Source organism: Deinococcus taeanensis, assembly GCF_020229735.1.
In the GTDB taxonomy this organism is placed as follows: Bacteria; Deinococcota; Deinococci; order Deinococcales; family Deinococcaceae; genus Deinococcus; species Deinococcus taeanensis.
Genome location: NZ_CP083455.1, coordinates 216,327 through 241,298 on the forward strand (window position 1 = coordinate 216,327; position 24,972 = coordinate 241,298).

The following is a 24,972-nucleotide window of genomic DNA, read 5'->3' on the forward strand; positions in this document are numbered from 1 at the left end:
CGTCCATTGTAGGTCCGGGCGGGTTGAAGAAAGATTGGCCTAGCATGCGCCCATGCCTTCACTACGCGCGCCACGCCCTTCAGCTCCTCCCCGCGGCCAGCCGGGGAGAGAACCGTGAGTGGCGTGGCCGGCGTGCTGCTGGCCGCGGGACGCAGCGCCCGCATGGGCCGGCCCAAGCAGCTGCTGCCGCTGGCCGGGCAGCCGCTGGTGCGCCGCGCTGCACACGCACTGGCGCAGGGCGGCTTTGATGAGCTGCTGTGCGTGATTCCGCCGGGGGAGGTGGGAGAGGCTGTGCAGGCCGCGCTGACGGGCCTGCCGTACAGGTTCGTGCTGAACGCCGACCCGGCGCGCGGCCTGGGCAGTTCCCTGCGGGCCGCCGTGGAGGCCCTGACCGAAGGCCGGGCCGCTGTGCTGGCGGGCGCACATTTCGCGCTGGCCGACATGCCGCTGCTGACCGGGGCGCACCACGCGGCGCTGCGCCGGGCCTTCGAGGCGTCGGGCGCGCCGGTCGTGCTGACCGAGTACGGTGAGCCGGGCGCGCCGGACCCGGTGCGCGCTCCGCCGCACCTGTTCCGCGCGGACCTGCTGGGCGCCGTGCGGGACGCGCCGGACGCCGATCATGGGCCCCGGCACGTCATTCGCGCGTACGCGGCGCAGGCCCTCACGCTGTCGTTCCCGGCGGAGCTGCTGCTGGATGTGGACACCCCGGAGGCCTTCGCGCAGGCGCAGGCGCGGCTGGGCGAATAGCTCATGACCATTCAGGACGAGAAGCGGCGGCAGGCGCAGGCACTCGTGACGGCGCGGAACCCTCCTGGGGCTGGGCGGCGTGCCTGAACGTGCACATCGGCCCCCACAGCCGGCCCTCGCACGCTCCACCCGGCGATCACGCCCTGAGTCCGGGCGCGCTGCTGCACATTGATTACGGCGTGCGCCTCGCGCACGGGGACTGTTCGGACCTGCAGCGGGTGTACCGCCCGCCTGACGGCGGGCCGCTGCCCGGCGCGGTGCAGGCGGCGTTCCAGGCGTGCTGGTCAGCCATTCAGGCCGGCGCGGACGCCCTGCGGCCCGGGGTGCCCGGCCACGCGGTGGACGCCGCGGCCCGCGCAGCACTGGTGCAGGCTGGGTACCCGGAATACCAGCATGCGCTGGGGCACGGCCTGGGACGTGCCACGCACGACGGCGGCACCCTGCTGGGGCCGCGCTACGGCCGCACCGTGGAAGGCCTGGTGTGGTCCGGGGAGGTGTACACCCTGGAACTCGGGGTGTTCGTCGAGGGACACGGCTTTGTCGGCCTGGAAGAGGACGTGGTGGTCCGTGAAAGTGGGCCCGACTGGCTCTCGGACCGTCAGGGTGAGGTCCGGGCCCTGGGCGGCTGAGGTCAGCGGGGCGGGGCGCCCGGCAGGTCCACCGGCGTGACCGGCACCGGCTCGCCGAACCGGGTGTACTTCCGGCCCGACGCGGGCCGACCCCGGCCGCACAGTACGGTGACGCGCGGCAGGCCGTGCACGTTCAGTTCCGCGACCGCCAGGCGCCCGGTTTCGTAGGCCCCCAGGTCCAGGTACAGGTGGCGGCCCAGGCGGGACGGAACCGGGACGGGGGTATGGCCGTGAACGGAGTACGTGACCCCCTCGGGCAGAGGGAACGGCCCTTCAAAGGGCCGCAGCCACAGCGCTGCGGAGAGCGGGTTCGGGTGCTGCGGGTGTCTGACGGGCGGCGCGGCGTGGGCGACCAGCACGCTGGGGGAGGGGGGCACCTCGTCGTGCACCTGACCGTCGGCCGTGACGTACACCACGCGCTTCAGGACCCCCAGGTACGCTTCGAGCAGCGGGGGGAACTTCTCCAGCGTGACGCCGCCGAGTTCCTCACGGACGGTTTCTCCGCCGGCGCGCATCCACCACTGATAGCCTTCCATGGCCTTGCGGTAGTCGCCCAGGTCGTGGGTGCCCTGGTACTGCCGGTACCATTTCACGCCTTCTTGCATCATGCGTTCGTGGTTGCCCATCAGCAGCGTGGCGCGCCCGGCGCGGTGCAGCTCCATCAGGAGTTCCACGACCGGCAGGCTGCGCGGCCCGCGGTCAATGGCGTCGCCCAGGGACACGTAGTGGGCGTCCGGGTACTGTTCCAGGGCGGCGCGCAGCAGGTCGGGCCGGCCGTGCAGGTCGGGAATGACCAGCACCTGCCGGGTCACGCGTCCGTCCCGGGTTCGTCACTGAAGTCCAGCAGCGTCTGCTTGCTGCGTTCGCGCAGCAGGCGCGCGGCGTCGGGTTCGGGCGTGAAGGTGACCTGCTCGCCGCGCACGGTCACCCGGTACCCGGCGCCGTCGGCCGCGCCGGGCAGCCACGCGGCGGGCACCTGGAAGGTGCGGCCCTGAAGGTCCTCCACGTCGGCGAGCCCGGTGTCCTCGTCGAGAACGTCAATCACGAGCAGGGTGTCGGGCACTGGCATGGGTGGAAGTCTAGCGCCTGCTTCTTCCGGCGGATGACGACCCTGGTGGGGGAGGGTGTAGGGTGCGGGGCATGCACCTGACCCGCCGGACCCTGCTGCGCGCGCTTCTGAGCGGCGGTGGCGTCGCCGCGCTGGGCGGCGGTGCGGCCGTGGCGCAGGCGTACCGGTTCGGCGTGACGCGCCACACCCGCAGCCTGCCGGGCCTGCGGTCCCCGCTGCGGGTGGCGTTCCTGACCGACCTGCACTTCGGGCTGTTCATCGGTGCGGGCAGCGTCCGCGCGTGGGTGGACACGGTGAACCGTCAGCGGCCTGACCTGGTGCTGCTGGGCGGCGATCAGCTCGACGTCCGCCTGGACTCCGACGCCGCGCCGCAGGCGCTGCTGGCGGAACTGCGGCGCCTGCAGGCGCCGCTGGGGGTGTATGGCGTGTGGGGCAACCATGACTACGGCAGTTTCGGCCGGTACGGCAGCGCCTACTACGGCGAGCCCCGCGCGGACTGGGAGGTGCGGCGCGCCCACCTGGAAGCGGCCTTCGCGCAGGCGGGGGTGACGATCCTGCGGGACGCAGGCCGGAACGTGCGGGAGGATCTGCGGCTGGGCGGCACGGATGACCTATGGTTCGGCCGGCCGGACGTGCCGGCAGCGCTGGCAGGCGCTGCAGGGCGCGCCACACTGCTGGTGACGCACAACCCGGACCTGCTGCCGGACCTGCCGCGTCCGGTGGGTCTGGTGCTGTGCGGCCACACGCACGGGGGGCAGGTGCGGCTGCCGGTCGTCGGGGCCCTGAGGGTGCCGAGTGCCTACGGGGACCGGTACGCGATGGGGTGGGTGCAGGGGGCGTTCGGCACGCCGGCGTACGTGAGCCGTGGGCTGGGCCTCAGTGGGGCGCCGGTGCGGAATCTGTGCGAGCCGGAAATCGCGCTGTTCGATCTTCAGCCGGCCTGAAGCGCGGGGAGGTGAGCGGTCCGTCGGGGGCTTGCACTCCCTGCGCGGAATGTGCATGGCAGCGGTTCCAAAGCCCCGCTGGCCCGGCTGGCCGGTAGGTGACTCTTGCGTTTGCTGCCCCGGGAGGCGCACTTGAGGTTGCGTAACAGACCTTTTAACTTCACGAAGATTGCTGCATCTGGTCGAAAGTGGGCAAGTCGGAGAAACAATGGTGCGAGTTACCTTTGGACCCGTTATAAACAACGGCCCTGCATAGACATGCATCGCTCTGTATCGTAATTCTAGCAGCCTGCACCCTGCGGGCCAGCGAGTCACAGCGAGATGGGAGCGTCAACATGAACAGAACAGACAACCGGGTGACTCCGGCTGCAGCGCCGCACACCCCTGCACCGTCCGCCAGCGGCGCGGAACTGCACCTCGCCCGCCAGCAGGGCCTGTACACCGCGCAGGAACACGACGCCTGCGGCGTCGGCTTCGTGGCCCACATCAAGGGGCACAAGAACCACGCCATCATCGAGCAGGGCCTCAAGATCCTGGAGAACCTCGACCACCGCGGCGCAGTCGGCGCCGACGCCCTGATGGGCGACGGGGCCGGCATCCTCATCCAGATTCCTGACGAGTTCTACCGCGCCGAGATGAGCGCCCAGGGCGTCACGCTGCCCCCCCAGGGCGACTACGGGGTCGGCATGATCTTCCTGCCCAAGGAAATCGCCTCCCGGCGCGCCTGCGAGCAGGAACTCGAACGCGCCGTCACGGCCGAAGGGCAGGTGGTGCTCGGCTGGCGCGACGTGCCCGTAAACGCCGAGATGCCCATGAGCCCCACCGTGCGCGAAAAGGAGCCCGTCATCCGGCAGGTGTTCATCGGCGCCGGGCCTGACACCCTGGTTCCCGACGCCCTGGAACGCAAACTGTACGTGATCCGCCGCCGGGCCAGCAACGCCATCCGCGCGCTGAACTTCACGCACGGCGCCGAGTACTACGTGCCCAGCATGTCCTGCCGCACCGTGATCTACAAAGGCCTGCTGCTGGCCACCCAGGTCGGCGAGTACTACCTGGACCTGCAGGACAGCCGCGTCACCTCCGCGCTGGCGCTGGTGCACCAGCGCTTCAGCACGAACACCTTCCCGGAGTGGCCCCTGGCGCACCCCTACCGCATGGTGGCGCACAACGGCGAGATCAACACCGTCAAGGGCAACTTCAACTGGATGCGCGCCCGCGAGGGCATCATGCACAGCCCCGTGCTGGGCGACGACCTGAAAAAGCTCTACCCCATCTCCTTCGAGGGCGAGAGTGACACCGCCACCTTCGACAACGCCCTGGAACTCCTGACGCTCGCCGGGTACCCCATGGCGCACGCCGCCATGATGATGATCCCGGAGGCGTGGGAGCAGAACGCCAACCTGGACCCGCGCCGCCGCGCGTTCTACGAGTACCACGCCAGCATGATGGAACCCTGGGACGGCCCGGCCGCCATGGTGTTCACCGACGGCCGCCAGGTGGGCGCCACCCTCGACCGCAACGGACTGCGCCCCGCCCGCTACGTGCAGACCCGCGACGACCTGGTGATTCTCGCCAGCGAGTCCGGCGTGCTGCCCGTGCCGGAAAGCAAGATCGTGAAGAAATGGCGCCTGCAGCCGGGCCGCATGTTCCTGATCGATTTCGAGCAGGGCCGCATCATCGAGGATGACGAACTGAAGATGCAGTTCGCCTCTGCCAAACCCTACGCGCAGTGGGTGGAGAACACCCGCTTCCGCCTGGACGACAGCGAGGAGACCGGCACCGTCGGGCAGTTCCGCGAGTCCCTGCTCGACCGCCAGCAGGCCTTCGGGTACACCCAGGAGGACCTGAAGTTCCTGATGGGCCCCATGGCCCTGACCGGCGAGGAAGGCATCGGCAGCATGGGCAACGACAGCCCGCTCGCCGTGCTGTCCGGAAAGAACAAACCGCTGTTCAACTACTTCCGGCAGCTGTTCGCGCAGGTCACCAACCCGCCCATCGACCCGATCCGCGAATCGGTCGTCATGAGCCTTGTGTCGTTCGTGGGCCCCCGCCCGAACCTGCTCGACATCAACACCGTCAACCCCCAGCTGCGCCTGGAAGTCGAGCAGCCCATCCTGGACTTCGACGACATGGCCCGCGTCCGCAACATCGCCGAGCACACCCGCGGCAAGTTCAAGGCCTACGAGCTGGACATCACCTACCCCGCCGAGTGGAGTGCGCGCGGCATCGAGGCGAAACTCGCCACCATCAACGCCTGGGCGGTGGACGCCATCGAGAGCGGCCACAACATCATCATCATCACCGACCGCCGCCTGGACCGCGACCGGGTTGCCATCCCCAGCCTGCTCGCCCTGAGCAGCATCCACCACCACCTCGTGAAGGCGGGCCTGCGCATGAAGGTGGGCCTGGTCGTCGAGACCGGCGACGCCCGCGAGGTGCATCACTTCGCCGCGCTCGCCGGCTACGGCGCCGAGGCGATCCACCCCTACCTGGCACTCGAAACCCTGATCAACCTGCACACCGACGTGCCCGGAATGCCTGCCCTGTCCGGCATCGACGCGCACCAGGCGATCTACAACTACATCAAGGCGATCGGCAAGGGCCTGAGCAAGATCATGTCGAAGATGGGTGTCAGCACCTACATGAGTTACTGCGGCGCCCAGCTGTTCGAGGCGGTGGGCCTGAAGGCCGACTTCGTGCACAAGTACTTTTACGGCACGCCCAGCCAGGTCGGCGGCATCGGTATTTTCGAGGTGGCCGAAGAGGCGCTGCGCAACCACCGCGCGGCGTTCAGCGAGGACCCGGTGCTCGCGCAGAACCTCGACGCGGGCGGCGAGTACGCCTGGCGCGCGCGCGGCGAGGAGCACATGTGGACGCCGGACTCCATCGCCAAACTGCAGCACTCGGTGCGCAGCGGCTCGTACGCCACGTACGAGGAGTACGCCCGCATCATCAACGACCAGAGCAAACGCCACATGACCCTGCGCGGCCTGTTTGACTTCCGCACCGAGGGCCTCACGCCCGTGCCGCTGGAGGAAGTGGAAAGTGCCAGCGAAATCGTCAAGCGCTTCGCGACCGGCGCCATGAGCCTCGGCTCGATCAGCACAGAGGCGCACACCACCCTGGCCGTTGCCATGAACCGCATCGGCGGGAAGAGCAACACCGGCGAGGGCGGCGAAGATCCCGCCCGCTACGAACGTGAGATGCGGGGCGAGACGCTCGGCGACGGGCACACCCTGGCCAGCATCCTCGGTGAGAAGCGCGTGGAGGTGGACTACCCCTTGCTGGCGGGTGACAGCCTGCGCAGCAAGATCAAGCAGGTGGCGTCCGGCCGGTTCGGCGTGACCACGGGGTACCTGACCAGCGCCGACCAGATCCAGATCAAGATGGCGCAGGGCGCCAAGCCCGGCGAGGGCGGTCAGCTGCCCGGCGGCAAGGTCAGTGAGTACATCGGGTTCCTGCGGCACTCGGTGCCCGGAGTGGGCCTGATCAGCCCGCCCCCGCATCACGACATCTACTCCATCGAGGATCTCGCGCAGCTTATTCACGACCTGAAGAACGTCAACCCCCGCGCGGACATCAGCGTGAAGCTCGTCTCGGAAGTTGGTGTGGGCACCGTCGCCGCCGGCGTCGCCAAGGCCAAGGCCGACCACATCGTGATTGCCGGGCATGACGGCGGCACGGGTGCGAGCCCCTGGAGTTCCATCAAGCACGCCGGGTCCCCGTGGGAACTGGGCCTTGCGGAAACGCAGCAGACGCTGGTTCTGAACCGCCTGCGTGACCGGGTGCGCGTGCAGACCGACGGGCAGCTCAAGACCGGCCGTGACGTGGTGATTGCCGCGCTGCTCGGCGCGGACGAGTTCGGCTTCGCCACCGCGCCGCTGGTGGCGCAGGGTTGCATCATGATGCGCAAGTGTCACCTGAACACCTGCCCGGTGGGTGTGGCCACGCAGGACCCGGTGCTGCGCGCCCGGTTCCAGGGCAAACCTGAGCACGTCATCAACTTCTTCTTCTTCATTGCCGAGGAGGTCCGCGGCCTGATGGCGCAGCTCGGCATCCGCCACTTCGATGACCTGATCGGCCGCGCCGACCTGCTCGACACGAAAAAAGGCGTGGAGCACTGGAAGGCGCAGGGCCTGGACTTCAGCCGCGTCTTCTACCGCCCCGAGGTGCCCGCCGGCGTGGGCGTGCGGCACCTGCACACCCAGGACCACGGCCTGAGCGGCGCGCTGGACCTGCAGCTGATCGAGAAGTGCCGCCCCGCGTTCGAGAAGGGCGAGAAGGTGCACTTCCTGCAGGACGTGCGCAACGTGAACCGCACCGTGGGCGCCATGCTGTCCGGGGAACTGGTGCGCGTCCGTCCGCAGGGCCTGCCGGACAACACCGTGTTCGTGCAGATGGAAGGCACTGGCGGGCAGTCGTTCGGCGCGTTCCTCGCTCCGGGCCTGACCCTGTACCTGATCGGGGACGCCAACGATTACACCGGCAAGGGCCTGAGCGGCGGGCGCGTGGTCGTGCGGCCCAGCATCGAGTTCCGCGGCCGGGCCGAGGAGAACATCATCGTGGGCAACACCGTGCTGTACGGCGCGACCAGCGGTGAGGCGTTCTTCCGCGGCGTGGCCGGCGAACGCTTCGCCGTGCGCCTCAGCGGCGCCGAAGCGGTGGTGGAAGGCACCGGTGACCACGGCTGCGAATACATGACCGGCGGAACCGTCGTGGTGCTCGGCCAGACCGGCCGGAACTTCGCGGCCGGCATGAGCGGCGGCGTTGCGTACGTGTACGACGCCGACGGCACCTTCGCGCGGCGCTGCAACACCAGCATGGTGGACCTGCTGCCCCTGCTGCCCGAAGCCCAGCAGCTCGCCCAGACGCTGGGCGGCGCCCTGCACGGCGGTCAGAGCGACGAAGCGCACCTGCGCCGCCTGCTGGAAAGTCACCACAAGTGGACCGGCTCACAGCGCGCCTCTGAACTGCTCGACGACTGGGACGCCGCCCTGAAGAAATTCGTCAAGGTCTTCCCCCGCGAGTATCAGCGTGCCCTGCGCGAACGCCAGGAGGCCGGCACCGTGCACGCCGCCGACACCCTGAGCCTCCAGACCGGGCAGCCGCAGACCGCCGTGGCCGCCCAGGGCACCCTCACCAAGTAATCCCCCCCGCGGCCCGGTCCTCACCCGGCCGGGCGCTGCCCCCAACCGGAGCAACGATGAGCAAAGTCACCGGCTTCCTCGACCAGCCGCGCATCAAGGACCAGTACGCCCCGGTCGACGCGCGCCTCAAGCATTACCACGAGTTCCTGCTGCCCCTGGACAGCGGCGCCGCGCGCCTGCAGGCCACGCGGTGCATGGACTGCGGCATTCCGTTCTGCAACAACGGCTGTCCCGTCAACAACATCATTCCCGACTTCAACAACCTCGTGTACCAGGACGACTGGCGCTCAGCACTGGACACCCTGCACGCCACGAACAATTTCCCCGAGTTCACCGGCCGCATCTGCCCCGCGCCGTGCGAGGCCGCCTGCACGCTGACCATCAACGGGGACGCGGTGGGAATCAAGAGCATCGAGCTGGCCATCATCGAGCGCGGCTGGCAGGAAGGCTGGGTGGCGCCGCAGCCGCCCGCCGTGAAGACCGGGAAGAAGGTGGCCGTGATCGGCTCCGGCCCGGCCGGCCTCGCGGCCGCCCAGCAGCTCGCCCGCGCCGGACATGACGTGACCGTCTTTGAGAAGAACGACCGCGTGGGCGGCCTGATGCGCTACGGCATTCCGGACTTCAAGCTCGACAAGCATCACATCGACCGGCGTGTGGCGCAGATGGAAGCTGAGGGCGTGACCTTCCGCACCGGCGTGCTCGTCGGCGCGTGGCCCGAAGGGAGCCGCGTGACGAACCTCAGCCGGCAGACCATCACGCCTGACGAGCTGCGCGCGCAGTTCGACGCGGTGCTCCTGGCGGGCGGCGCCGAGCAGCCCCGCGACCTGCCCGTCCCAGGCCGCGAACTGGACGGCGTGCACTTCGCCATGGAGTTCCTGCCGCAGCAGAACCGCGTCAACGCCGGGGACAAACTGAAAAAGCAGCTGCGCGCCGACGGGAAGCACGTCATCGTGATCGGCGGGGGCGACACCGGCAGCGACTGCGTCGGTACCAGCAACCGCCACGGGGCGGTCAGCGTCACGCAGTTCGAGGTGATGCCCCAGCCGCCCGAACAGGAGAACAAACCCCTGGTCTGGCCGTACTGGCCGCTGAAGCTGCGCACCAGCACCAGCCACGAGGAAGGCGCCGTGCGGGAGTTCGCGATTGCCACCAAGGAATTCATCGGGAAGGGCGGCAAGGTCACGGGCGTGAAAACCGTCCGCATGGAACTGAAAGGCGGGCACCTGACCGAGATTGAAGGCAGTGAGGAGATCCACAAGGCGGACCTCGTGCTGCTCGCAATGGGCTTTGTCAGCCCGGTCGGCAGCGTCATCGACGCGTTCGGCGTGACCAAGGACGCCCGCGGCAACGCCCACGCCAGCACCGACGAGGGCGGTTACGCCACCAGCGTGCCCGGTGTGTTCGCCGCCGGCGACATGCGCCGCGGGCAGAGTCTGGTCGTGTGGGCGATCCGCGAGGGCCGTCAGGCGGCGCGCGCCGTCGACCAGCACCTGATGGGCACGTCCGTTCTGCCCCGCTGAGTCCGGGAGCACCACAGGTGGCAGGCCGCTCCCGGTGAGCGGCCTGCCTGCCGTTACTGGGTCACCTGGGCCGGGCCGGGGCTGGCCGGGGCGCTGCTGTGCTGACGCAGCATCACCCAGCGGTCGGCGCTCGGGAGGAGCGTGAGGCTCAGGCGGTTGTTCATGGCGCGCCGCTGCTCCCCGGCCGGGCCGAGACCGGCGTACGTCACGAACGCGTGCACCAGGGCCAGGTCGGGCGTCACCGTACTGCGCACGTCCTCGAAGGTGACTCGCGAGCCCGTCACCCAGACGGGCAAACCAGCCCTTGACCATTCCGCGCCATGCGGGCGCGCCGCCGTACAGCCACTGCTCCCACAGGTCGTACACAGTGACCTGCGGGTGGGAGAGGGCGAGCGGCGCGTCCGTGGCGCGTACACGGCGGCGGCGTAGGCGTCCAGCAGGTCCGTGGGGTCCATGCGGCACCGTCCCCTGGTGTACGGCGGCACGGCAACCGGCCGTTACGCACTGTGGCGGCGCAGCACCTGCGTAAGCACCTGCACGACCCACGGATCGAAGTGCGCGCCGCTGCCGCGCTGCACCAGATTCAGCGCCTCCTCGTCCGTCCAGGCGGGTTTGTAGCAGCGGGCACTGGTCAGGGCGTCGAACACGTCACAGGCCGCGAAGATGCGCGCCGTGAGCGGAATGGCTGTGCCGCGCTGCCCGCAGGGGTAGCCGGTGCCGTCCCAGCGTTCATGGTGGGACGCGATCACGTCCAGCGCCGCGCGGGGCACGAACGGCAGCTGCCGGGCCAGACGCAGGCCTTCTTCCACGTGCTGATGCATGCGCTGACGCATGGCCGGCGTGAGCGGCCCCGGGTGATGCAGAATCTCGTCGGGTAGGGCCAGTTTCCCGATGTCGTGCAGGGACGCGCCCCAGCGCAGGGCGTCCAGCTCGGCCGGGCTCAGGTTCATGGCGCGGCCCAGGTGCAGGGCCAGGTCCGTCACGCGGTCGGCGTGCCCCTGCAGATCATCGCTGCGGGTCTCCATGCACAGGCCCAGAGCGCGCAGCGCCGACTCGTGCGCGTCGCGTTCGCGCTGCTCGGCGCTCAGGCGGGCGCCGAGCAGCGCCAGCATGCCACTTGAGGTGCGCACCAGCGCCTGTTCCGAGGCCGTCCAGCGGTGCGGGGTGAACGTGCGGGCCACCAGCGCGCCTGTCAGCTGCCCGGCGCGGTCCCGGATGGGGGAGGCCAGCAGCGTGCCGCCGGGCTGCCCGGCGGTCCCGCGCGCGTCCGGAACCACCAGCAGATCCGGCGTGCCGCTCAGCGCGCCCAGCAGCTCAGGAGCCAGGGGGAGAGCGCCGGGCGCGGCGCCGCTGTGGGCCTGAATGGTCGCGCCGTTGCCATGACACGCGTAGCAGGTTGCGGCCCGCGCGGCCGTGTGCAGGGTGATGGCGTGGAGGGCCGGGTGCATGGCGCTGCTCAGGTCGGGTGCCGTCAGGCCAAGCTGCGTGAGCTGCAGCGTGAGATGGGCGAAATGCGCGTCGGTGACGTTCGGGGCGGTCATGCGTGGAGCAAGTCTGTCACGCCTTGATGTAAAAATTCACAAAGAAGAGGGGTGGCGTGTCTGAGGTCCCCAGACACGCTACCCCGCCCGGCGGCCTTCAGGGCAGCGGGAAACGCCCGGCGAACGCGTGCACCTCGGCTTTCACGTCTTCACCCTTCAGGGCCCGGTCAATCAGGTCGGCGACGGTCTGCATGTCGCTCTCCACCATCCCGCGCGTGGTGACGGCTGGCGTGCCGATGCGGATGCCGCCGCCGTGCAGGATCTTCTCCGTGTCGTACGGCAGGGTGCTCTTGGAGATCGTGATGTGACTGGCGTCCAGGCGTTTCGTGGCCTTCGTGCCGTTCAGACCCTGCGGCCGGAGGTCCAGCACCAGCAGGTGGTTGTCCGTGCCGCCCGACACCACGCGGTACCCGCGCTCCTGGAAGGCCTGGGCCAGCGCCTGCGCGTTCCGGATGATCTGCGCGGCGTACGTCCTGAATTCCGGCTGCAGCGCCTCCCCGAACGCCACGGCCTTCGCGGCGATCACGTGCTCCAGCGGGCCGCCCTGGTACCCGGGGAACACCGCGCGGTCAATCTTCGCGCCGAGTTCAGGGTCATTGCTCAGGATGATCCCGCCGCGCGGCCCGCGCAGGGTCTTGTGGGTGGTGCTGGCCACCACGTGCGCGTGTGGCAGTGCGTTCGGGTGCACGCCCGCCGCGATCAGGCCCGCGATGTGGGCGATGTCCGCAAACAGGATCGCGCCGACCTCATCGGCAATCTCGCGGAACGCCGCGAAATCAATGGTGCGCGAGTACGCGCTGGCCCCCGCAATGATCATCTTCGGCTGGTGCTCATGCGCCAGACGGCGCACTTCGGCCATGTCGATCAGTTCGGTCTCGGGGTTCACCTGGTACCCCACGATCTTGTAGCGCAGCCCGGAGAAGTTCACGGGGTTCCCGTGCGTCAGGTGGCCGCCGTGCGACAGGTCCATGCCCAGCACCGTGTCGCCGGGTTCGATCAGGGCGTTGTACACCGCGAGGTTCGCGCTGCTGCCGCTGTGGGGCTGCACGTTCGCCCACGCCGCACCGAACAGTTCTTTCAGCCGGTCGATGGCAAGCTGCTCGATGCGGTCGACGACCTCACAGCCGCCGTACCAGCGCTTGCCGGGGTACCCCTCGGCGTACTTGTTCGTCACGATGCTGCCCTGAGCCTCGCGGACCGCCGCCGAGGTGAAGTTCTCGGAAGCGATCAGTTCCAGCCCCAGCCGCTGACGTTCAGCCTCCTGGGTGATCAGGTCGAAGAGGGCCGTGTCACGGGCCACTGAGGTCTCGGCGGTGGTCGTCATGCTCCCACGGTAACACCCCCCCACCTGCCCCCGGCCCCCCGTGTCTTTGCAGGTCAGACGTGCGTAGTCTCCAGGGCGTCCGGCGGCACCGGCGGTCCGGTCCAGTAGCCCTGCAGGGCGTTCACGCCGGCCTGCCACGCCCCGGCGGCCTGCGAGGGCGTCTCCACGCCCTCAGCCACCACCCGCAGCTGCAGCGCCTGACCCAGCGCCACGATCGCCTGCACGATCTTGAACGCCGCCTGCGCTTCCTGCGCCTGGGGCGCGTCCAGGGGCCGCACGAACGCCTGGTCGATCTTCAGGGTCGTGATGGGCAGGTGCAGCAGCGACGACAGCGACGACTGCCCCACCCCGAAGTCATCCAGGGCCACACCCACGCCCAGGTTCAGCAGCGCACGCAGCGTGCCCCGGACCCGGTCCCCGTACTCGATCAGGACCCGCTCGGTGATTTCCAGCTCCAGCGCGCCCGGCCGCAGCGCGCACCGCCCGGTCAGGGTCCGCAGGCGCGGCAGGAAATCCGGGCGCAACAGCAGCGGCGGCGTGATGTTCACCGCCACCTGCCGTTCCGGGTAGGGGCGCGCCCAGCGGGCCAGCTGCTCGCACGCCTGACCGATCACCCACAGGTCCAGTTCCGGCATCAGTCCGGCGCTCTCGGCCACCGGCACGAACTCCGCCGGGGAGACCACACCCAGTTCATCGTCCGTCCAGCGCAGCAGCGCTTCGAAGTGCCGCACCCGTCCGTCACGTTCCTGCTGCGGCTGGTAATGCAGGGTGAGCGCGCCGCACTCCAGCGCGCGGCGCAGGCGCGTCTCGACCAGCATGCGCCGCGCGGCGCATGCTGTATCCCGCGCCGGGTCAAACAGCTGCGCGGCGTTGCGCCCGGCGCGTTTCACCTCGGCCAGCGCCAGGTCTGCGTGGCGCAGCACCTGTGCCGAGGTCATGCCGGGCGACCCGAGGGCCAGGCCGAGCGACACCGTGAGCCGCAGCGGCTGGGCGTCCAGCGCCACCGGCTCGTGCAGGTACGAGCGCAGCGTCTCCCCCAGGCGCTGCAGCGCCGACCCGGTCGTGTCGGGCAGCAGCACCACGAACTCGTCGGCACCCAGGCGGCTGCAGCTTGCGCCGCCCGGCAGGGAGCGCGTCACCACCTGCACGCGCCGCGCCATCTCGCGCAGGAAGTCATCTCCGGCGCGGTGGCCCAACGCGTCGTTCACCCGCCGGAAGTAATCGACATCCAGCACCACCAGCCCCACCTGGCCCCCGGCCGCCAGCGCGCTCGTCAGCGCGCAGTCCAGCTGCACGCGGTTGCCCAGCCCTGTCAGGGGGTCGTGCGCCGCCTGATGCTGCAGCTGGTCCTGGCTGCCCTGCAGGGCCCGCAGGGCCAGCGTCTGGCGCGCCGCGACCAGCAGCGCCACCAGGAACGTCACACTCAGCACCCCGCGGCCCTGCACCGACTGAGGCAGCGCCGCCAGCAGCAGGAACACTGCGGCCAGCGCCACGTACGGCGTGAGATGACGCGCGCCCCGGAGCTCGCCTGTGGTGGCTCGAACGCGCCGGGGTTCCTGCGCCCTCTGCGCTGCCAGGGGCAGCAGCAGCGCCGCCACGGGCCACAGGGCGTCCGGCCAGTCGGCCCCGGTGTACGTGCCTTTCAGGGTCAGCACAGTGAAGCCCACGTCCGCCACCACGAAGCCCAGCATGCCGCCGGTCAGCAGCCACCAGCCGCCCAGCGCTCCGGACAGGCCCCGCCACGCCTGCGCGACCAGCAGCGCCAGCAGCAGCAGGTCCGACAGGGGATAAAGCATGGTCATCACGTTGTCCAGCAGGCCCGTGTCTGCGCGCGTGGCCTGCTCGAACAGCACGTAGAACCACATGTACGCGCCCAGTGCCGCCACCACCGCGGCCACGTCCAGGCGCGACGCGGCGTCGGGCAGCGCCGGCCAGCGCCGCTCAAACAGCCGGAACGCCCACAGGAAACACACCGGGTACGCCAGGAAGAACGGGTCGGCCAGCGTGAGCTGCACGTCGGTCATGTTCAGCGCCGCGTACACCAGCTGCCCCACGCCCCACAGGGCCGTGCCGGCCGCCATCAGCCGCCACGCGCCCGGCAGCGGCGCCCGCCCCGAGAGGGCCCAGGTGAGCGCGCCGCTCCCCACGAACACCAGGACGTACGCGTGCTGCGCCAGCGTCACCAGCGCGCTCGGCGTGATCAGGTGGAGCAGGTTCAGCAGATGAAGCCCGTACAGCGCCACCAGCCCCAGGTAGAGTCCGCTGGCCCACCGGTGAGACAGAGGCGCGGCAGTGAACACCATGAATCTCATGATGGATGCACCTTCCTGCCGGAACTCTTACCTGCCCGGCTGTGAAGCGCCGCCCGTTCGGGGGGGTGGGTCAGCCTCCAAGGCACCGCCGGACCTCCCGCAGTTCCTCATCGCCGGCCAGAACCATCACGCTGTCGCCCGCCTGCAACTGCGTGGCGCCCTTGGGGATCAGCAGTTTTCCTGCGCGGTTCACCAGCAGTACCAGCGCCTCGGGCGGCAGCCGCAGATCCACGATGCGCCGGCCGTCTGCGGCGCTGCCTGCCCCCACCTCCACCTCCACCATCGCGTTGCGGTCGTGCCCGGTGGGCGTGTACGTGAGCGGCGAGACCGTGACGGTCGGCAGCGCCTCGCGCACGTGCAGGAAGCGCGCCACCAGCGTCAGGGTGGTGCCCTGCAGCAGCACGCTGGTCAGCACGATAAAGAACACGATGTTGAACAGCGTCTGCGCCTGCGGCACGTTCGCCAGCAGCGGAAAGGTGGCCAGCACGATCGGCACCGCGCCCCGCAGGCCCACCCACGCCACCATGCTCTTCTCGTTCAGCGGCATGCGGGCGCGGGCCAGCGCCAGGTACACACTCAGCGGCCGCGCCAGGAACACCAGCACCAGCGCGCACGCCAGGGCCAGGCCCGCCGTGGGCAGCAGGTCGTGCGGGTTCACGACCAGCCCCAGCGTCAGGAACATCGCCACCTGCATCAACCACGACAGCCCGTCATGAAACCCGATCAGGGACCGCTTGTGGATGAACTCCGCGTTGCCCAGAATCACGCCGGCAATGTAGATCGCCAGGAACCCGCTGCCGCCCGCGACGGCCGTGCCCGCGAAGATCGTGAGCGCCAGCGCCAGGGACAGCACCGAGTACAGCCCCTCGAACTGCAGCTGCAGGCGGTTCAGGATCCACAGCGCCGCGCGGCCCAGCAGCACGCCCAGCAGGCCGCCGATCAGCATCTGCTTCAAGAACAGTGGAACGATTCCCAGCACGCCCAGGTCCGGGTGCGCCATCAGGTCCAGCAGTCCCACGGTCAGGAAGACCGCCATCGGGTCGTTTCCGCCGGACTCGAACTCCAGCAGCGGCGCCACGTCCCCTTTCAGGCCCAGTTGCCGTTCACGCAGCACGCTGAACACCGCGCTCGCGTCGGTGCTGCTCACGATGGCGCCCAGCAGCCACGCTGTCAGCCACGGGAACCCGAACGCGTAGTGCGTGAAGGCCGCCATCACCCCCGCCGTGCCGAGCACCCCCAGCGTTGCGAGACTCAGCCCGCGGCGCACCACCGGGCGCGTGAGCGCCCAGTTCGTGTCCAGACCGCCCTGAAACAGGATGAAGCACAGCGCCACCGTTCCGATCGCCTGCGCCAGCCGGTAGTCACTGAACTGGATGCCCAGTCCGTCACTGCCGGCCAGCATGCCCACCCCCAGGAACAGCAGCAGGCCCGGAATGCCCAGCCGGCCGCCCAGGCGGCTCATGACCAGACTCACCAGCAGCAGCACCCCGGCCGCCAGCAGAACCAGCTCGGTGTGTGCCTCACCCATCCTGACCCCTGAACCTCATGCCGCTATCGTCGCACGCGTCGGCCGTTCCGGCCGTGCGGGCGCGGCTGCCGGCGGAGGTTTACAGGTCCTTGGCCAGCCAGCGCACCACGTTCTTGCCCAGCGTGGCGTTGCTGAGGTTCGGCCAGTTGTTGTAGGCGCCCGTGCTGCCGTCGGACAGGGTGTTGTCCTCGAAGGTGCTGCTGTCGCCCCACATGACCACCCGGCCTGACCCGACGCTGTTCACCGCGAGGTACGTCTTCCCGCCCGTGCCCATCAGGGCCGTGCCGGCCAGCACGTCCACGCTGGTGCCCACGTACACGCCCGCGCTGCTCACGCCGTTCAGGACCGGGTGCGTGGTGAGCGGCGTGGCGGTGTACACCGGGTCACTGAAACTGGAGTTGAACGACGCGCCCAGGCCGAACAGCACGTCGCTGTTCAGGCTCGCCTGATAGGCGCTGCTCACGCTGCCGGGCGTACTGCCGTCCCAACCGTCGAAAACTTCGGGGCTGTCCCAGCCGCTGTTGTTCCGGTCGCTCACGCGGTGATCCGCAATCATGAACAGCCCCCCGCCGTTCTGAACGAACGACTGAATGGCGGCGCGTTCCGCGTCACTGAACGGATTCTGCGGCTCGGGAATCACGAGCACCGACGCCCCGGCCAGCGCTGTGGACGTGACGCTCGTGCCGGTCACACTGCTGACCGTGTACCCCAGGCCGCGCAGCGCTGAGGCGTAATCGCTGTACGCCCCGTCGATGCGCCAGTCGGCGTTCCCGGCGTCCTCGGCTTTGGTCAGGTCGAACAGGACCTTCTTGCCAGTCGTGCCGCCACCCGTGGCGCCGCCATTGCCCGCGCCGGGCGTGCCGCCCTGCACCCGGAAATCCACGCTGTTCGCGTTCGTGTCCGAGCCGTCCGGCACGCGGGCCAGCGCACTTCCGGCGCCGGTTGTGGCCGCCGGCGTGCCTTCGCCCTTGCTGCTGCTGGGCGTGCCGTACGCCACGGCGTCAATGACTGTGCCGGACTTCAGCAGGCGCACGCTGCCCGAGCCGTTGTTCAGGTCCGCGCCGCTGTTCACCAGTGAGCGGTTCGGCACGGTGGAATCCTGCGCCACCACGAAGTACCCGCCGGCCGGAACGGTGCCGGACAGCGTGACCGTGCGGTACTGCGTGCCGGCCGTATCGAAGGCCGCCAGAGTGTACCCGCTCAGGTTCAGGCCCGCCGGACCGCGCAGTTCAATGAACGTCCCGGCGTCGGTGCTGGGACTGTCGTAGTACAGCTCATTGATGACCGGCTCACCGGCTGCGGCCAGCGGCGACAGGTGCGGGTCCGCCGAGGCGGGCGTGCGACCACAGGAGGACAGCGTAAGGAAAACGGAGGCCAGCAGCACGGAGCCGCGCCGGAAGGTTGAATTGCACATCGGACCTCTATTCTGCCGGCCCGTGTCAGGGGCGCGTCAACCGGAGCGGGACTCCACGGTCCGCTCACAAACCTGCTACCCTGGCCGCATGACGCCCCGGACCGGTACACCTTCGCCGTTTACCCGGTCCGGGGTCACGCCCGCCTGACCTTCAGGCGACGCGCGTCACCCCGCCCGCACCACGCGCGGCGGGGTTTTCTCATGTCACAGGAGCACCCATGCACCACGAAGCCATCCCGGAAATCCAGGCGGCCCCCACCCTCGACGCCCTTCAGGCCGTAAAAACCAAGTACGTCGGCAAGAGCGGCCTCGTCACGCGCGAACTCGGCGCGCTGGGCAAACTGCCGCCCGAGGAACGCAAGGCGCGCGGCGCGGAAATCAACGCTGTGCGCCAGGCCATTCAGGCCGCTCTCGACGAACGCGAGGCGGCCCTGAAACGTCAGGCGCTCGACGCCCGCCTGCAGAGCGAGGCGATCGACGTGACCCTGCCTGGCCTGCCGCTTCCGGCCGGTGGCCTGCACCCCATCAACCGCGTGTACGACGACCTGACCGGCATCTATGAACGCCTCGGGTACACCGTCGTGGAGGGGCCTGAGGTCGAGGACGAACACCACAACTTCGAGGCGCTGAACGTGCCGTGGTATCACCCCGCCCGGGACCTGCAGGACACCTTCTGGCTGGAGGACGGGCGCCTGCTGCGCACCCACACCAGCCCCATGCAGATCCGCTACATGGTCGACCACGAGCCGGACCTGAAAATCGTCGTGCGCGGCAAGGTCTACCGCTACGAAGCGACCGACGCCACCCACGAAAGCATGTTCCACCAGCTCGAGGGGCTCGTGGTGGGCGACGGCATCAGCATGGCCGACCTGAAAGGCACCATTGCCGAAATGGCCCGCGGCCTGTACGGCAAGGGCGCCCGGGTCCGCTTCCAGCCCAGCTACTACCCGTTCGTGGAACCCGGCGCGGACTTCGCCGTGTGGTGGGACAACCCCCGCGGGGAAAGCAAATGGCTGGAACTCGGCGGGTGCGGCATGGTGCACCCCAACGTGTTCCGGGCCGTGGATGATCTGCGCGAGGCGCAGGGCAAGGCGCGCGTGTACGAAGGCAAAACCGGCTTCGCCTTCGGCCTCGGCCCGGAGCGCATCGCCATGCTGAAGTACGGCATTCCCGACATCCGGTACTTCTACGCGAACGACCCGCGCATCATCGGGCAGTTCCGGGGGGAACTGGAGTGAACGGCCCGGCCCTGCCAGGGGCGCCGGGCGGCATGAGCTGGACCCGCACTCCCGGGGACCACCGGCTGCTGAACCCCACCCGGCGGCGCGCCGGAGCCGCCGCGAACGGGCTGACCGGAGGCCAGGCATGAGCCCGCGTGCCCGCGCCGTGGGTCTGCTCCTGAACGACCGCCTGGAGGTGCTGCTCATGCTGCGCCGCAAGCAGGGCCGCGCGTACGCCACGCTGCCGGGCGGCGGCATCGAGGCCGGCGAGACGCCCGCCGAGGCCTGCGCCCGCGAACTGCTCGAGGAAGTGAACCTCGTCGTGAACGTCGGTGAGGAACTGCTGGTCCTGGACAACCTGGGCAACCTGGAGCATTACTTTCACGTGACGCTCGTGTCCGGCGAGATGCGCCTGGGCGACGGCCCGGAAGGCACCATCCGCCAGAGCGCGGAGAACTACTACGAGCCGCGCTGGGTGCCGGTCGCCGAACTGGACGCTGTGAACCTGATGCCCGAGCAGGCGCGGACCCTGGTCCGGTCCCGCGCAGGGTAGGCGCCCGCCGCGCCGCCCAGGCAGACGGACCCACAGGTGAATCCTGCCCCCACCCCACCAACAAGAGGTACTGACAATGAAAATTCCGTATTCGTGGTTGAAGGAACTGGTACCGGCCCTGCCGGACGCCCCGGCGCTGGAACCGGTGCTCGCGCAGCTGGGCCTGCCGCTCGAGGGCGTGGAGGACGTGCCTGCACCCCCCGCAGGCGTGCTGCTGGTCGCCGTGAAGGCCGCCGAGGCGATGCCCGGCACGCTGCTGACGAAACTCACCCTGGACGCCGGCGGGCACGGCGAACGGGTCATCGCCAGCGGCGCGCCGAACGCCGTGGGCCTGCCGGCCGGCACGATGCTGGCCCTCGTGACGCCCGGCACGACGCTGGGCGACCTGACGTACGGCGTGCGGGCCCTGCAGGGCGTGGAATCCTGGGGCATGGCGGCCAGCGCCAAGGAGCTGGGCGTGGGTGAAAGCAGCGCCGGGCTCATGCTGTTCCCCGCTGGCACGGCGGCCCCCGGCACGCCCATGCGGGACCTGTGGGCGGCGGATCAGGTGCTGGACGTGGAGGTCACCCCCAACCGTGCGGACGTGCTGAGCGCCCTGGGCCTCGCGCGGGACCTCGCCGCGTTCCTGAAACTCGACCTGAACGAGCCGCCCGCCGGGCCGCCGGCGACAGGGGAAGGGGAGATCCGCGTCTCCCTGCCGGACAGAGGCATCCGGATCGAGCGGGACCCGGCCCAGAAACTGCGTTTCGGCTGCGACCGGTTCGTGGCGCGCACCGTGGCGGGCCTGCGGAACGGTCCGGCGCCCCTGTGGATGCAGCGCCGCGTGACCCTGGCCGGCATGCGCGCCATTGACCTGATCGTGGACACCAGCAACTACGTGATGCTGGAACTCGGCCAGCCGACCGCGCTGTACGACCGGCGGGACGTGCGCGGCGACCAGATCATCGTGGCGTTCGGACTGCGCCACGGCGAGACCGTGCGGGACCTGATGGGCGCTGAGCATCAGGTGGGACCCGAGGACCTGCTGATCCTCGACGGCGCGCAGCCGGAGGTGTCCAGCGTGCAGGCCGCCTTCGAAACCGCCGGGCAGACCAAAGCGGGCGACAGCGTGCTGGGCATCGCGGGGATTATGGGCGGCGACCACGGGCACGTGCGGGCCGACACGACAGACGTCGTGGTTGAGGTCGCGCATTTCGACCCCGTGCTGCTGCGCCGCACCAGCACCCGGCTGGGCCTGAAGACCGACGCCGCGTACCGCTACGAGCGCGGTGTGGACCCCCTGCTGCCCGAACGGGCCGCGGCCCGGCTGGTGGGCCTGCTCGGCGACGCGGGCGGGCAGGTGCATCCCGGCGCGACCGTGGTGGGCACGCCGGACGTGCCGGGCCGGATCGAGGCGACCGGCGAGCAGATCCGCGCGCTGCTCGGCATGCACGTCGAGACCGCCGAAATGCGGGAGATCCTCACGCGCCTGGGCTGCGCCGTGCAGGGCGAGGCGGACACCCTCAGCGTCACGCCGCCCTCCTGGAGGGTCGACATGGCCATCTGGCAGGACCTCGCCGAGGAGGTGGCGCGCCTGCACGGGTACGAACACCTGCCCGAGCGGCTGCCGACCCTGCGCGTGCACGAGAGCAACATCGGCGCAGAGAAAGAAGGTGTCGCGCGCGCCACGCTGCGCCGCACCCTCGCGGGCCTGGGCTTCCAGGAGGTCGTGACCTACACCTTCACCAGCGACGAGGAAGCCCACCGGGCCCGTGCCGAGCAGCCCGGCGTGCGGCTGCGCAACCCGCTGAGCGCCGACCGGACCGGCATGCGCACCGCGCTGTACCCCAGCCTCGTGAAGGCCGCGCAGGCCCACGCCAAAGGCGACCGGGTGCTCATCTTCGAGATGGGCCGCGTCTTCCCGGCCGCGGGTGAAACCGAACGCCTGGGGCTGCTGATGCGCGGGCCGCTCGCCCCCCGCACCGACCAGGCGGGCGTCGCCGGGGATTTCCGCGCGTTCCGGGGCCTCGTTGAGAGTCTCGCCAGGACCCTTGGCGCCAGCTTCGAGCTGCGCCAGCAGCGCGGCGAAGCGGTGCCCGCCGCCCTGCACCCCGGCATTGCCGGTGAAGTCCTGTGGAACGGGCAGAGCGCCGGGTGGCTGGGCGCCCTGCACCCGGAGATCGCGCAGGCCTTTGACCTGAAAGGCGACACGTTCCTGATGGAAGTGGCGCTGCCCCTTCCGGGCCGCGAATGGACCTTCCGTGACCCTAGCCGCGCGCCCGCCGCGTGGCGGGACCTCGCGGTGATCGCGCCCCAGGGCGTCACGTACGGGGAGATTGCCGGTCTGCTGCGCGCTGAGGGCGGCGCGATGCTGGAAAGCGTGGAGCCCTTCGACGTGTTCACCGGCGAGCAGATCGGCGCGGGGAACCGCTCCGTGGCGGTCCGCCTGGTGTTCCGCGGAGAGCGGACCCTGACGGACGCCGAGGTGGACCCCGTGATGGACCGCCTGATGGGCGCTGTACGCGGCCGCGGCTGGAACATCCGCGAGAAGTAGGGCGCCTGCACGCCACATGAGGAGGGACGAGGCCACGTGCGCCCGTCCCTCCCGCCTGTTGGGGCAAAGGACGCTCCGTTGCTTCCGCCCACTCCTTGCGGGCGGCCTGTGGCGAACGGTCAGCGCGATTTCTGGCCGGGCCGCCGGGTGACCCTGTGGGGCGCCAGCGTGGTGCTCACCTCACGCGCCGCGCGTCACGCGTCATCCGAGCGTTGCCCGTCCCGCGACCTGCCGACCGCCTGACTCCAGCGTCAGCGGGACAGGGCGGCCTCAGGGGGAGCCCCGGCCGCGCCACCATCTCAGGTTGGCGCGGATCAGCGGGCCGCTGAGGTCCGGGTCGGCCGGCAGGTCGTCCGGGGCGAACCACCGGGCTTCCAGCACCTCGGTCTGCTGCGGCCTGAGGATTCCCGTCACGCCGCGGGCCCGGTACAGCACGCTGATGAAATCCACCACGTCACCATTCGGGTACGTGAAGCGGTACGCGGGTCCGTCAAACACTTCCAGCGGGTCCAGGTGCGCGGCGCTCAGCGCCGTCTCCTCGAACAGTTCCCGCGCGGCCGTCTGCGCGAACGTCTCGCCGGGCTCCAGGCTCCCGCCGGGCAGCGTCCACAGGCGCGTGTGCGCGTCCCGCAGCAGCAGCAGGTGCCCGCGATCATCCGTCACGAGAACGTTCGCGCCCGGCGCGAACCAGGGATGATGACCGATGAACCGCCGCAACTCCCGCAGGTAATTCCCGGCGGGCGGTGGGGGCGGGGTGGGGGCCAGCGGCAGGGGGGGCAGCCCCGCGCGGGCCCGCAGGACGTTCATGCTGGCGCGGTTGGCGTTGTTGCTCAGGCGGGGCAGGTCATCCAGGGCGAACCACCGCAGGTCCAGCGTTTCCCCGCTGTCGTCCGGCTGTGCGTACTCCAGCGCCGAGGCCGGCAGGGTGCCGTACGCCCGCATGCCCACGATGTAGATCTCATGCCCATTCGGGTAGCGGTGAAACAGGGCCGGGCCGTCCTGCAGGCCCTCCGTGACGGGCAGCAGACGCAGGTCCGGGCAGCCCAGGCCGGTTTCCTCCATCAGTTCACGCCGCGCGCCGGTCAGGAAGTCCTCCCCGGGGTTCAGGGCGCCGCCCGGTTCACTCCACAGTCCGTCATCGCCGCGCCGCTGCAGCAGCACGCGCTCCTGCTCATCCTGCAGCAGGACGCCCACCGCCGCGCCCATCAGGGGGCCGCTGCCCCACACCGCCCGTACGGCCATCAGGTCCATGCGGTTCACCCTACGCTACCCTGCGGGGCGTGACGCCTCCCTTCCCGCCAGCGACCCTGATCGTGTCCAACGGCCACGCCGAGGATCTGATCGGCGCGGCCCTGGCCCGCGAACTCCAGCGGGCCGGGCACGGCCCCGCCCTGGCGTTGCCGCTGGTGGCGCGCGGCCGTGCGTACGAGGGCGTGGCTGCCGTTCAGGGACCGCTGCTGGAACTGCCCTCCGGCGGGTTTCCGTTCGGCAGCGCCGGGAACCTCCGCGCGGACCTCCGCGCCGGCCTGCTCACGACCTCCCTGCGGCAGTGGCGGGCGGCCCGGCGCCTGGGTGCACACGTGACGCGCGTGGTGGTGGTGGGCGACACCTACGCCCTGTTCGTGGGTACGCTCGCCGCCCGCCGGGTGCCCGGTGCGCCCGGGCCGCGGCTGCCCCTCACGCACCTGCAGCCGCTTGTGTCCACCCACTACGCGCAGGGCATGACCCCGCTGGCCCACCTTCAGGAACTGAACGCCCTGGGCGCGAACCTGTTCATGCCGTGGGAGGTCGCGCTGGCCCGCCGGGCCCGGCGCGTCTACACCCGGGACGCCGCGTCCGCCACGCATCTCGCGCGGCGCGGCGTGAATGCAGCGTACCGGGGCAGTTTCGCCATGGACGTCCTGCCCGCCCCGGAACGCGACCTGACCCCCCTGCTTGACGGCCGCCCGGTCCTGGCCCTCCTGCCGGGCCAGCGGGGCGACGCGGCGTTCTCCCTGCCGCTCATGCTGAGTGCCGCCGCTGACCTTGACGAGATGCAGGCCGTTGCCGCGTACCCGAACGCCTGGACCACCCTGCCGCCCCTGCCCGGCTGGCAGGCCACGCCCGCCGACGAGCACACCCTGTGGCTGCGGCGGGGCGCGGCGCGGGTGCTGGTGCTGCGCGGCGCATTCTCCGCCGTGCTGCACCGGGCGGTCCTGGCGCTCGGCACCGCCGGCACCGCCTCCGAACAGGCCGCTGGCCTGGGCGTCCCGGTCATCGGGTTTCCCACGCCCGGTCCGCAGTACGTGGCGGGCTTCGCGCGGCGCCAGGCGCGGCTGCTGGGCCGCGCACTGACCCTCACGCCCGCCGACCCGGCTGCCACCGCTGCCGCCGCGCGCGCCCTGCTGACCGACCCCGGCCGGTTGGCCCAGGCCCAGCAGGACGGCCGGCGCCGCATCGGGTCCCCTGGCGCCCTCCAGGCCATCGCGGAAGAACTCGGCCAGCCCTGACG

General features: G+C 70.4%; 18 protein-coding genes. 9 read left to right on the top strand and 9 right to left on the bottom strand.

The window, feature by feature from the left end; all coding sequences use genetic code 11:
• Window positions 1–114: 114 nt before the first annotated feature.
• Both LAJ19_RS01040 and LAJ19_RS01045 read left to right on the top strand, forming a co-directional pair.
• Window positions 115–747 (top strand): nucleotidyltransferase family protein, encoded by a 633-nt coding sequence (locus LAJ19_RS01040; protein ID WP_225476488.1) that lies wholly within the window; start codon window positions 115–117, stop codon window positions 745–747.
• Entirely contained in the window at window positions 744–1,376 is a 633-nt protein-coding gene (locus tag LAJ19_RS01045) for a M24 family metallopeptidase (protein ID WP_225477896.1), read from the top strand. Before LAJ19_RS01040 ends, LAJ19_RS01045 begins: the two co-directional genes overlap by 4 nt.
• Window positions 1,377–1,378: 2 nt before the next feature.
• Here the strand turns inward: LAJ19_RS01045 and LAJ19_RS01050 are convergent, their stop codons facing one another.
• Window positions 1,379–2,188: a metallophosphoesterase gene (locus tag LAJ19_RS01050; protein ID WP_225476489.1), complete on the bottom strand. Its 810-nt coding sequence runs from the start codon at window positions 2,186–2,188 to the stop codon at window positions 1,379–1,381.
• Window positions 2,185–2,445, bottom strand: coding sequence for a hypothetical protein (locus tag LAJ19_RS01055; protein ID WP_225476490.1), 261 nt, complete (start codon window positions 2,443–2,445; stop codon window positions 2,185–2,187). Before LAJ19_RS01055 ends, LAJ19_RS01050 begins: the two co-directional genes overlap by 4 nt.
• A gap of 71 nt (window positions 2,446–2,516) precedes the next feature.
• Here LAJ19_RS01055 and LAJ19_RS01060 point away from each other — a divergent pair, with 71 nt between their 5' ends.
• From LAJ19_RS01060 to LAJ19_RS01070, 3 genes are all read left to right on the top strand, one after another.
• Entirely contained in the window at window positions 2,517–3,389 is an 873-nt protein-coding gene (locus LAJ19_RS01060) for a metallophosphoesterase (protein WP_225476491.1), read from the top strand.
• A gap of 335 nt (window positions 3,390–3,724) precedes the next feature.
• On the top strand, window positions 3,725–8,536 hold the full coding sequence (locus LAJ19_RS01065; protein ID WP_225476492.1) for a glutamate synthase-related protein: 4,812 nt from the start codon (window positions 3,725–3,727) through the stop codon (window positions 8,534–8,536).
• A gap of 56 nt (window positions 8,537–8,592) precedes the next feature.
• Window positions 8,593–10,056 (top strand): glutamate synthase subunit beta, encoded by a 1,464-nt coding sequence (locus LAJ19_RS01070; RefSeq protein WP_225476493.1) that lies wholly within the window; start codon window positions 8,593–8,595, stop codon window positions 10,054–10,056.
• 53 nt (window positions 10,057–10,109) lie between these two features.
• Here LAJ19_RS01070 and LAJ19_RS22255 read toward each other — a convergent pair whose 3' ends face one another.
• The 6 genes from LAJ19_RS22255 to LAJ19_RS01100 all read right to left on the bottom strand — a co-directional run bounded on the left by LAJ19_RS22255 (window position 10,110) and on the right by LAJ19_RS01100 (window position 18,175).
• Window positions 10,110–10,340, bottom strand: a complete 231-nt coding sequence (locus LAJ19_RS22255; RefSeq protein ID WP_490713221.1) for a nuclear transport factor 2 family protein — start codon at window positions 10,338–10,340, stop codon at window positions 10,110–10,112.
• A gap of 213 nt (window positions 10,341–10,553) precedes the next feature.
• Window positions 10,554–11,597, bottom strand: a complete 1,044-nt coding sequence (locus LAJ19_RS01080) for an HD-GYP domain-containing protein (protein WP_225476495.1) — start codon at window positions 11,595–11,597, stop codon at window positions 10,554–10,556.
• 97 nt (window positions 11,598–11,694) lie between these two features.
• Window positions 11,695–12,921 carry a serine hydroxymethyltransferase gene (gene glyA, locus LAJ19_RS01085; RefSeq protein WP_225476496.1) on the bottom strand — a complete coding sequence of 409 codons (1,227 nt, stop codon included), beginning with the start codon at window positions 12,919–12,921 and terminating at the stop codon, window positions 11,695–11,697.
• 53 nt (window positions 12,922–12,974) lie between these two features.
• Window positions 12,975–15,233 carry a putative bifunctional diguanylate cyclase/phosphodiesterase gene (locus tag LAJ19_RS01090; protein WP_225476497.1) on the bottom strand — a complete coding sequence of 753 codons (2,259 nt, stop codon included), beginning with the start codon at window positions 15,231–15,233 and terminating at the stop codon, window positions 12,975–12,977.
• 70 nt (window positions 15,234–15,303) lie between these two features.
• A complete protein-coding gene (locus LAJ19_RS01095) occupies window positions 15,304–16,761 on the bottom strand; it encodes a potassium/proton antiporter (protein WP_225476498.1) in 1,458 nt (485 codons plus the stop codon).
• 79 nt (window positions 16,762–16,840) lie between these two features.
• Entirely contained in the window at window positions 16,841–18,175 is a 1,335-nt protein-coding gene (locus tag LAJ19_RS01100; protein WP_225476499.1) for a DUF4350 domain-containing protein, read from the bottom strand.
• Window positions 18,176–18,393: 218 nt separating this feature from the next.
• Between LAJ19_RS01100 and pheS the strand changes: the two genes are divergently transcribed.
• The 3 genes from pheS (at window position 18,394) to LAJ19_RS01115 (ending at window position 22,481) form a co-directional block, all read left to right on the top strand.
• Complete coding sequence (gene pheS / locus LAJ19_RS01105; protein WP_225476500.1) at window positions 18,394–19,413, top strand: phenylalanine--tRNA ligase subunit alpha; 1,020 nt, start codon at window positions 18,394–18,396, stop codon at window positions 19,411–19,413.
• A 127-nt stretch (window positions 19,414–19,540) separates the two neighbouring features.
• On the top strand, window positions 19,541–19,948 hold the full coding sequence (locus LAJ19_RS01110) for an NUDIX hydrolase (protein WP_225476501.1): 408 nt from the start codon (window positions 19,541–19,543) through the stop codon (window positions 19,946–19,948).
• A 76-nt stretch (window positions 19,949–20,024) separates the two neighbouring features.
• Entirely contained in the window at window positions 20,025–22,481 is a 2,457-nt protein-coding gene (locus tag LAJ19_RS01115; protein WP_225476502.1) for a phenylalanine--tRNA ligase subunit beta, read from the top strand.
• Between the two features lie 270 nt (window positions 22,482–22,751).
• Here LAJ19_RS01115 and LAJ19_RS01120 read toward each other — a convergent pair whose 3' ends face one another.
• Window positions 22,752–23,732, bottom strand: a complete 981-nt coding sequence (locus LAJ19_RS01120) for an NUDIX domain-containing protein (RefSeq protein ID WP_225476503.1) — start codon at window positions 23,730–23,732, stop codon at window positions 22,752–22,754.
• Window positions 23,733–23,761: 29 nt separating this feature from the next.
• Between LAJ19_RS01120 and LAJ19_RS01125 the strand changes: the two genes are divergently transcribed.
• Complete coding sequence (locus LAJ19_RS01125) at window positions 23,762–24,970, top strand: lipid-A-disaccharide synthase-related protein (RefSeq protein ID WP_225476504.1); 1,209 nt, start codon at window positions 23,762–23,764, stop codon at window positions 24,968–24,970.
• Window positions 24,971–24,972: the final 2 nt, after the last annotated feature.

Excerpts from the sequence above, each read along its gene's own strand:
- LAJ19_RS01055 (WP_225476490.1), bottom strand. The coding sequence starts at position 2,445 with ATGCCAGTGCCCGACACCCTGCTCGTGATTGACGTTCTCGACGAGGAC.
- LAJ19_RS01060 (WP_225476491.1), top strand. The coding sequence starts at position 2,517 with ATGCACCTGACCCGCCGGACCCTGCTGCGCGCGCTTCTGAGCGGCGGT.
- LAJ19_RS01065 (WP_225476492.1), top strand. The coding sequence starts at position 3,725 with ATGAACAGAACAGACAACCGGGTGACTCCGGCTGCAGCGCCGCACACC.
- LAJ19_RS01070 (WP_225476493.1), top strand. The coding sequence starts at position 8,593 with ATGAGCAAAGTCACCGGCTTCCTCGACCAGCCGCGCATCAAGGACCAG.
- LAJ19_RS01080 (WP_225476495.1), bottom strand. The coding sequence starts at position 11,597 with ATGACCGCCCCGAACGTCACCGACGCGCATTTCGCCCATCTCACGCTG.
- glyA (WP_225476496.1), bottom strand. The coding sequence starts at position 12,921 with ATGACGACCACCGCCGAGACCTCAGTGGCCCGTGACACGGCCCTCTTC.
- LAJ19_RS01090 (WP_225476497.1), bottom strand. The coding sequence starts at position 15,233 with ATGAGATTCATGGTGTTCACTGCCGCGCCTCTGTCTCACCGGTGGGCC.
- LAJ19_RS01095 (WP_225476498.1), bottom strand. The coding sequence starts at position 16,761 with ATGGGTGAGGCACACACCGAGCTGGTTCTGCTGGCGGCCGGGGTGCTG.
- LAJ19_RS01100 (WP_225476499.1), bottom strand. The coding sequence starts at position 18,175 with ATGTGCAATTCAACCTTCCGGCGCGGCTCCGTGCTGCTGGCCTCCGTT.
- pheS (WP_225476500.1), top strand. The coding sequence starts at position 18,394 with ATGCACCACGAAGCCATCCCGGAAATCCAGGCGGCCCCCACCCTCGAC.
- LAJ19_RS01110 (WP_225476501.1), top strand. The coding sequence starts at position 19,541 with ATGAGCCCGCGTGCCCGCGCCGTGGGTCTGCTCCTGAACGACCGCCTG.
- LAJ19_RS01115 (WP_225476502.1), top strand. The coding sequence starts at position 20,025 with ATGAAAATTCCGTATTCGTGGTTGAAGGAACTGGTACCGGCCCTGCCG.
- LAJ19_RS01120 (WP_225476503.1), bottom strand. The coding sequence starts at position 23,732 with ATGGACCTGATGGCCGTACGGGCGGTGTGGGGCAGCGGCCCCCTGATG.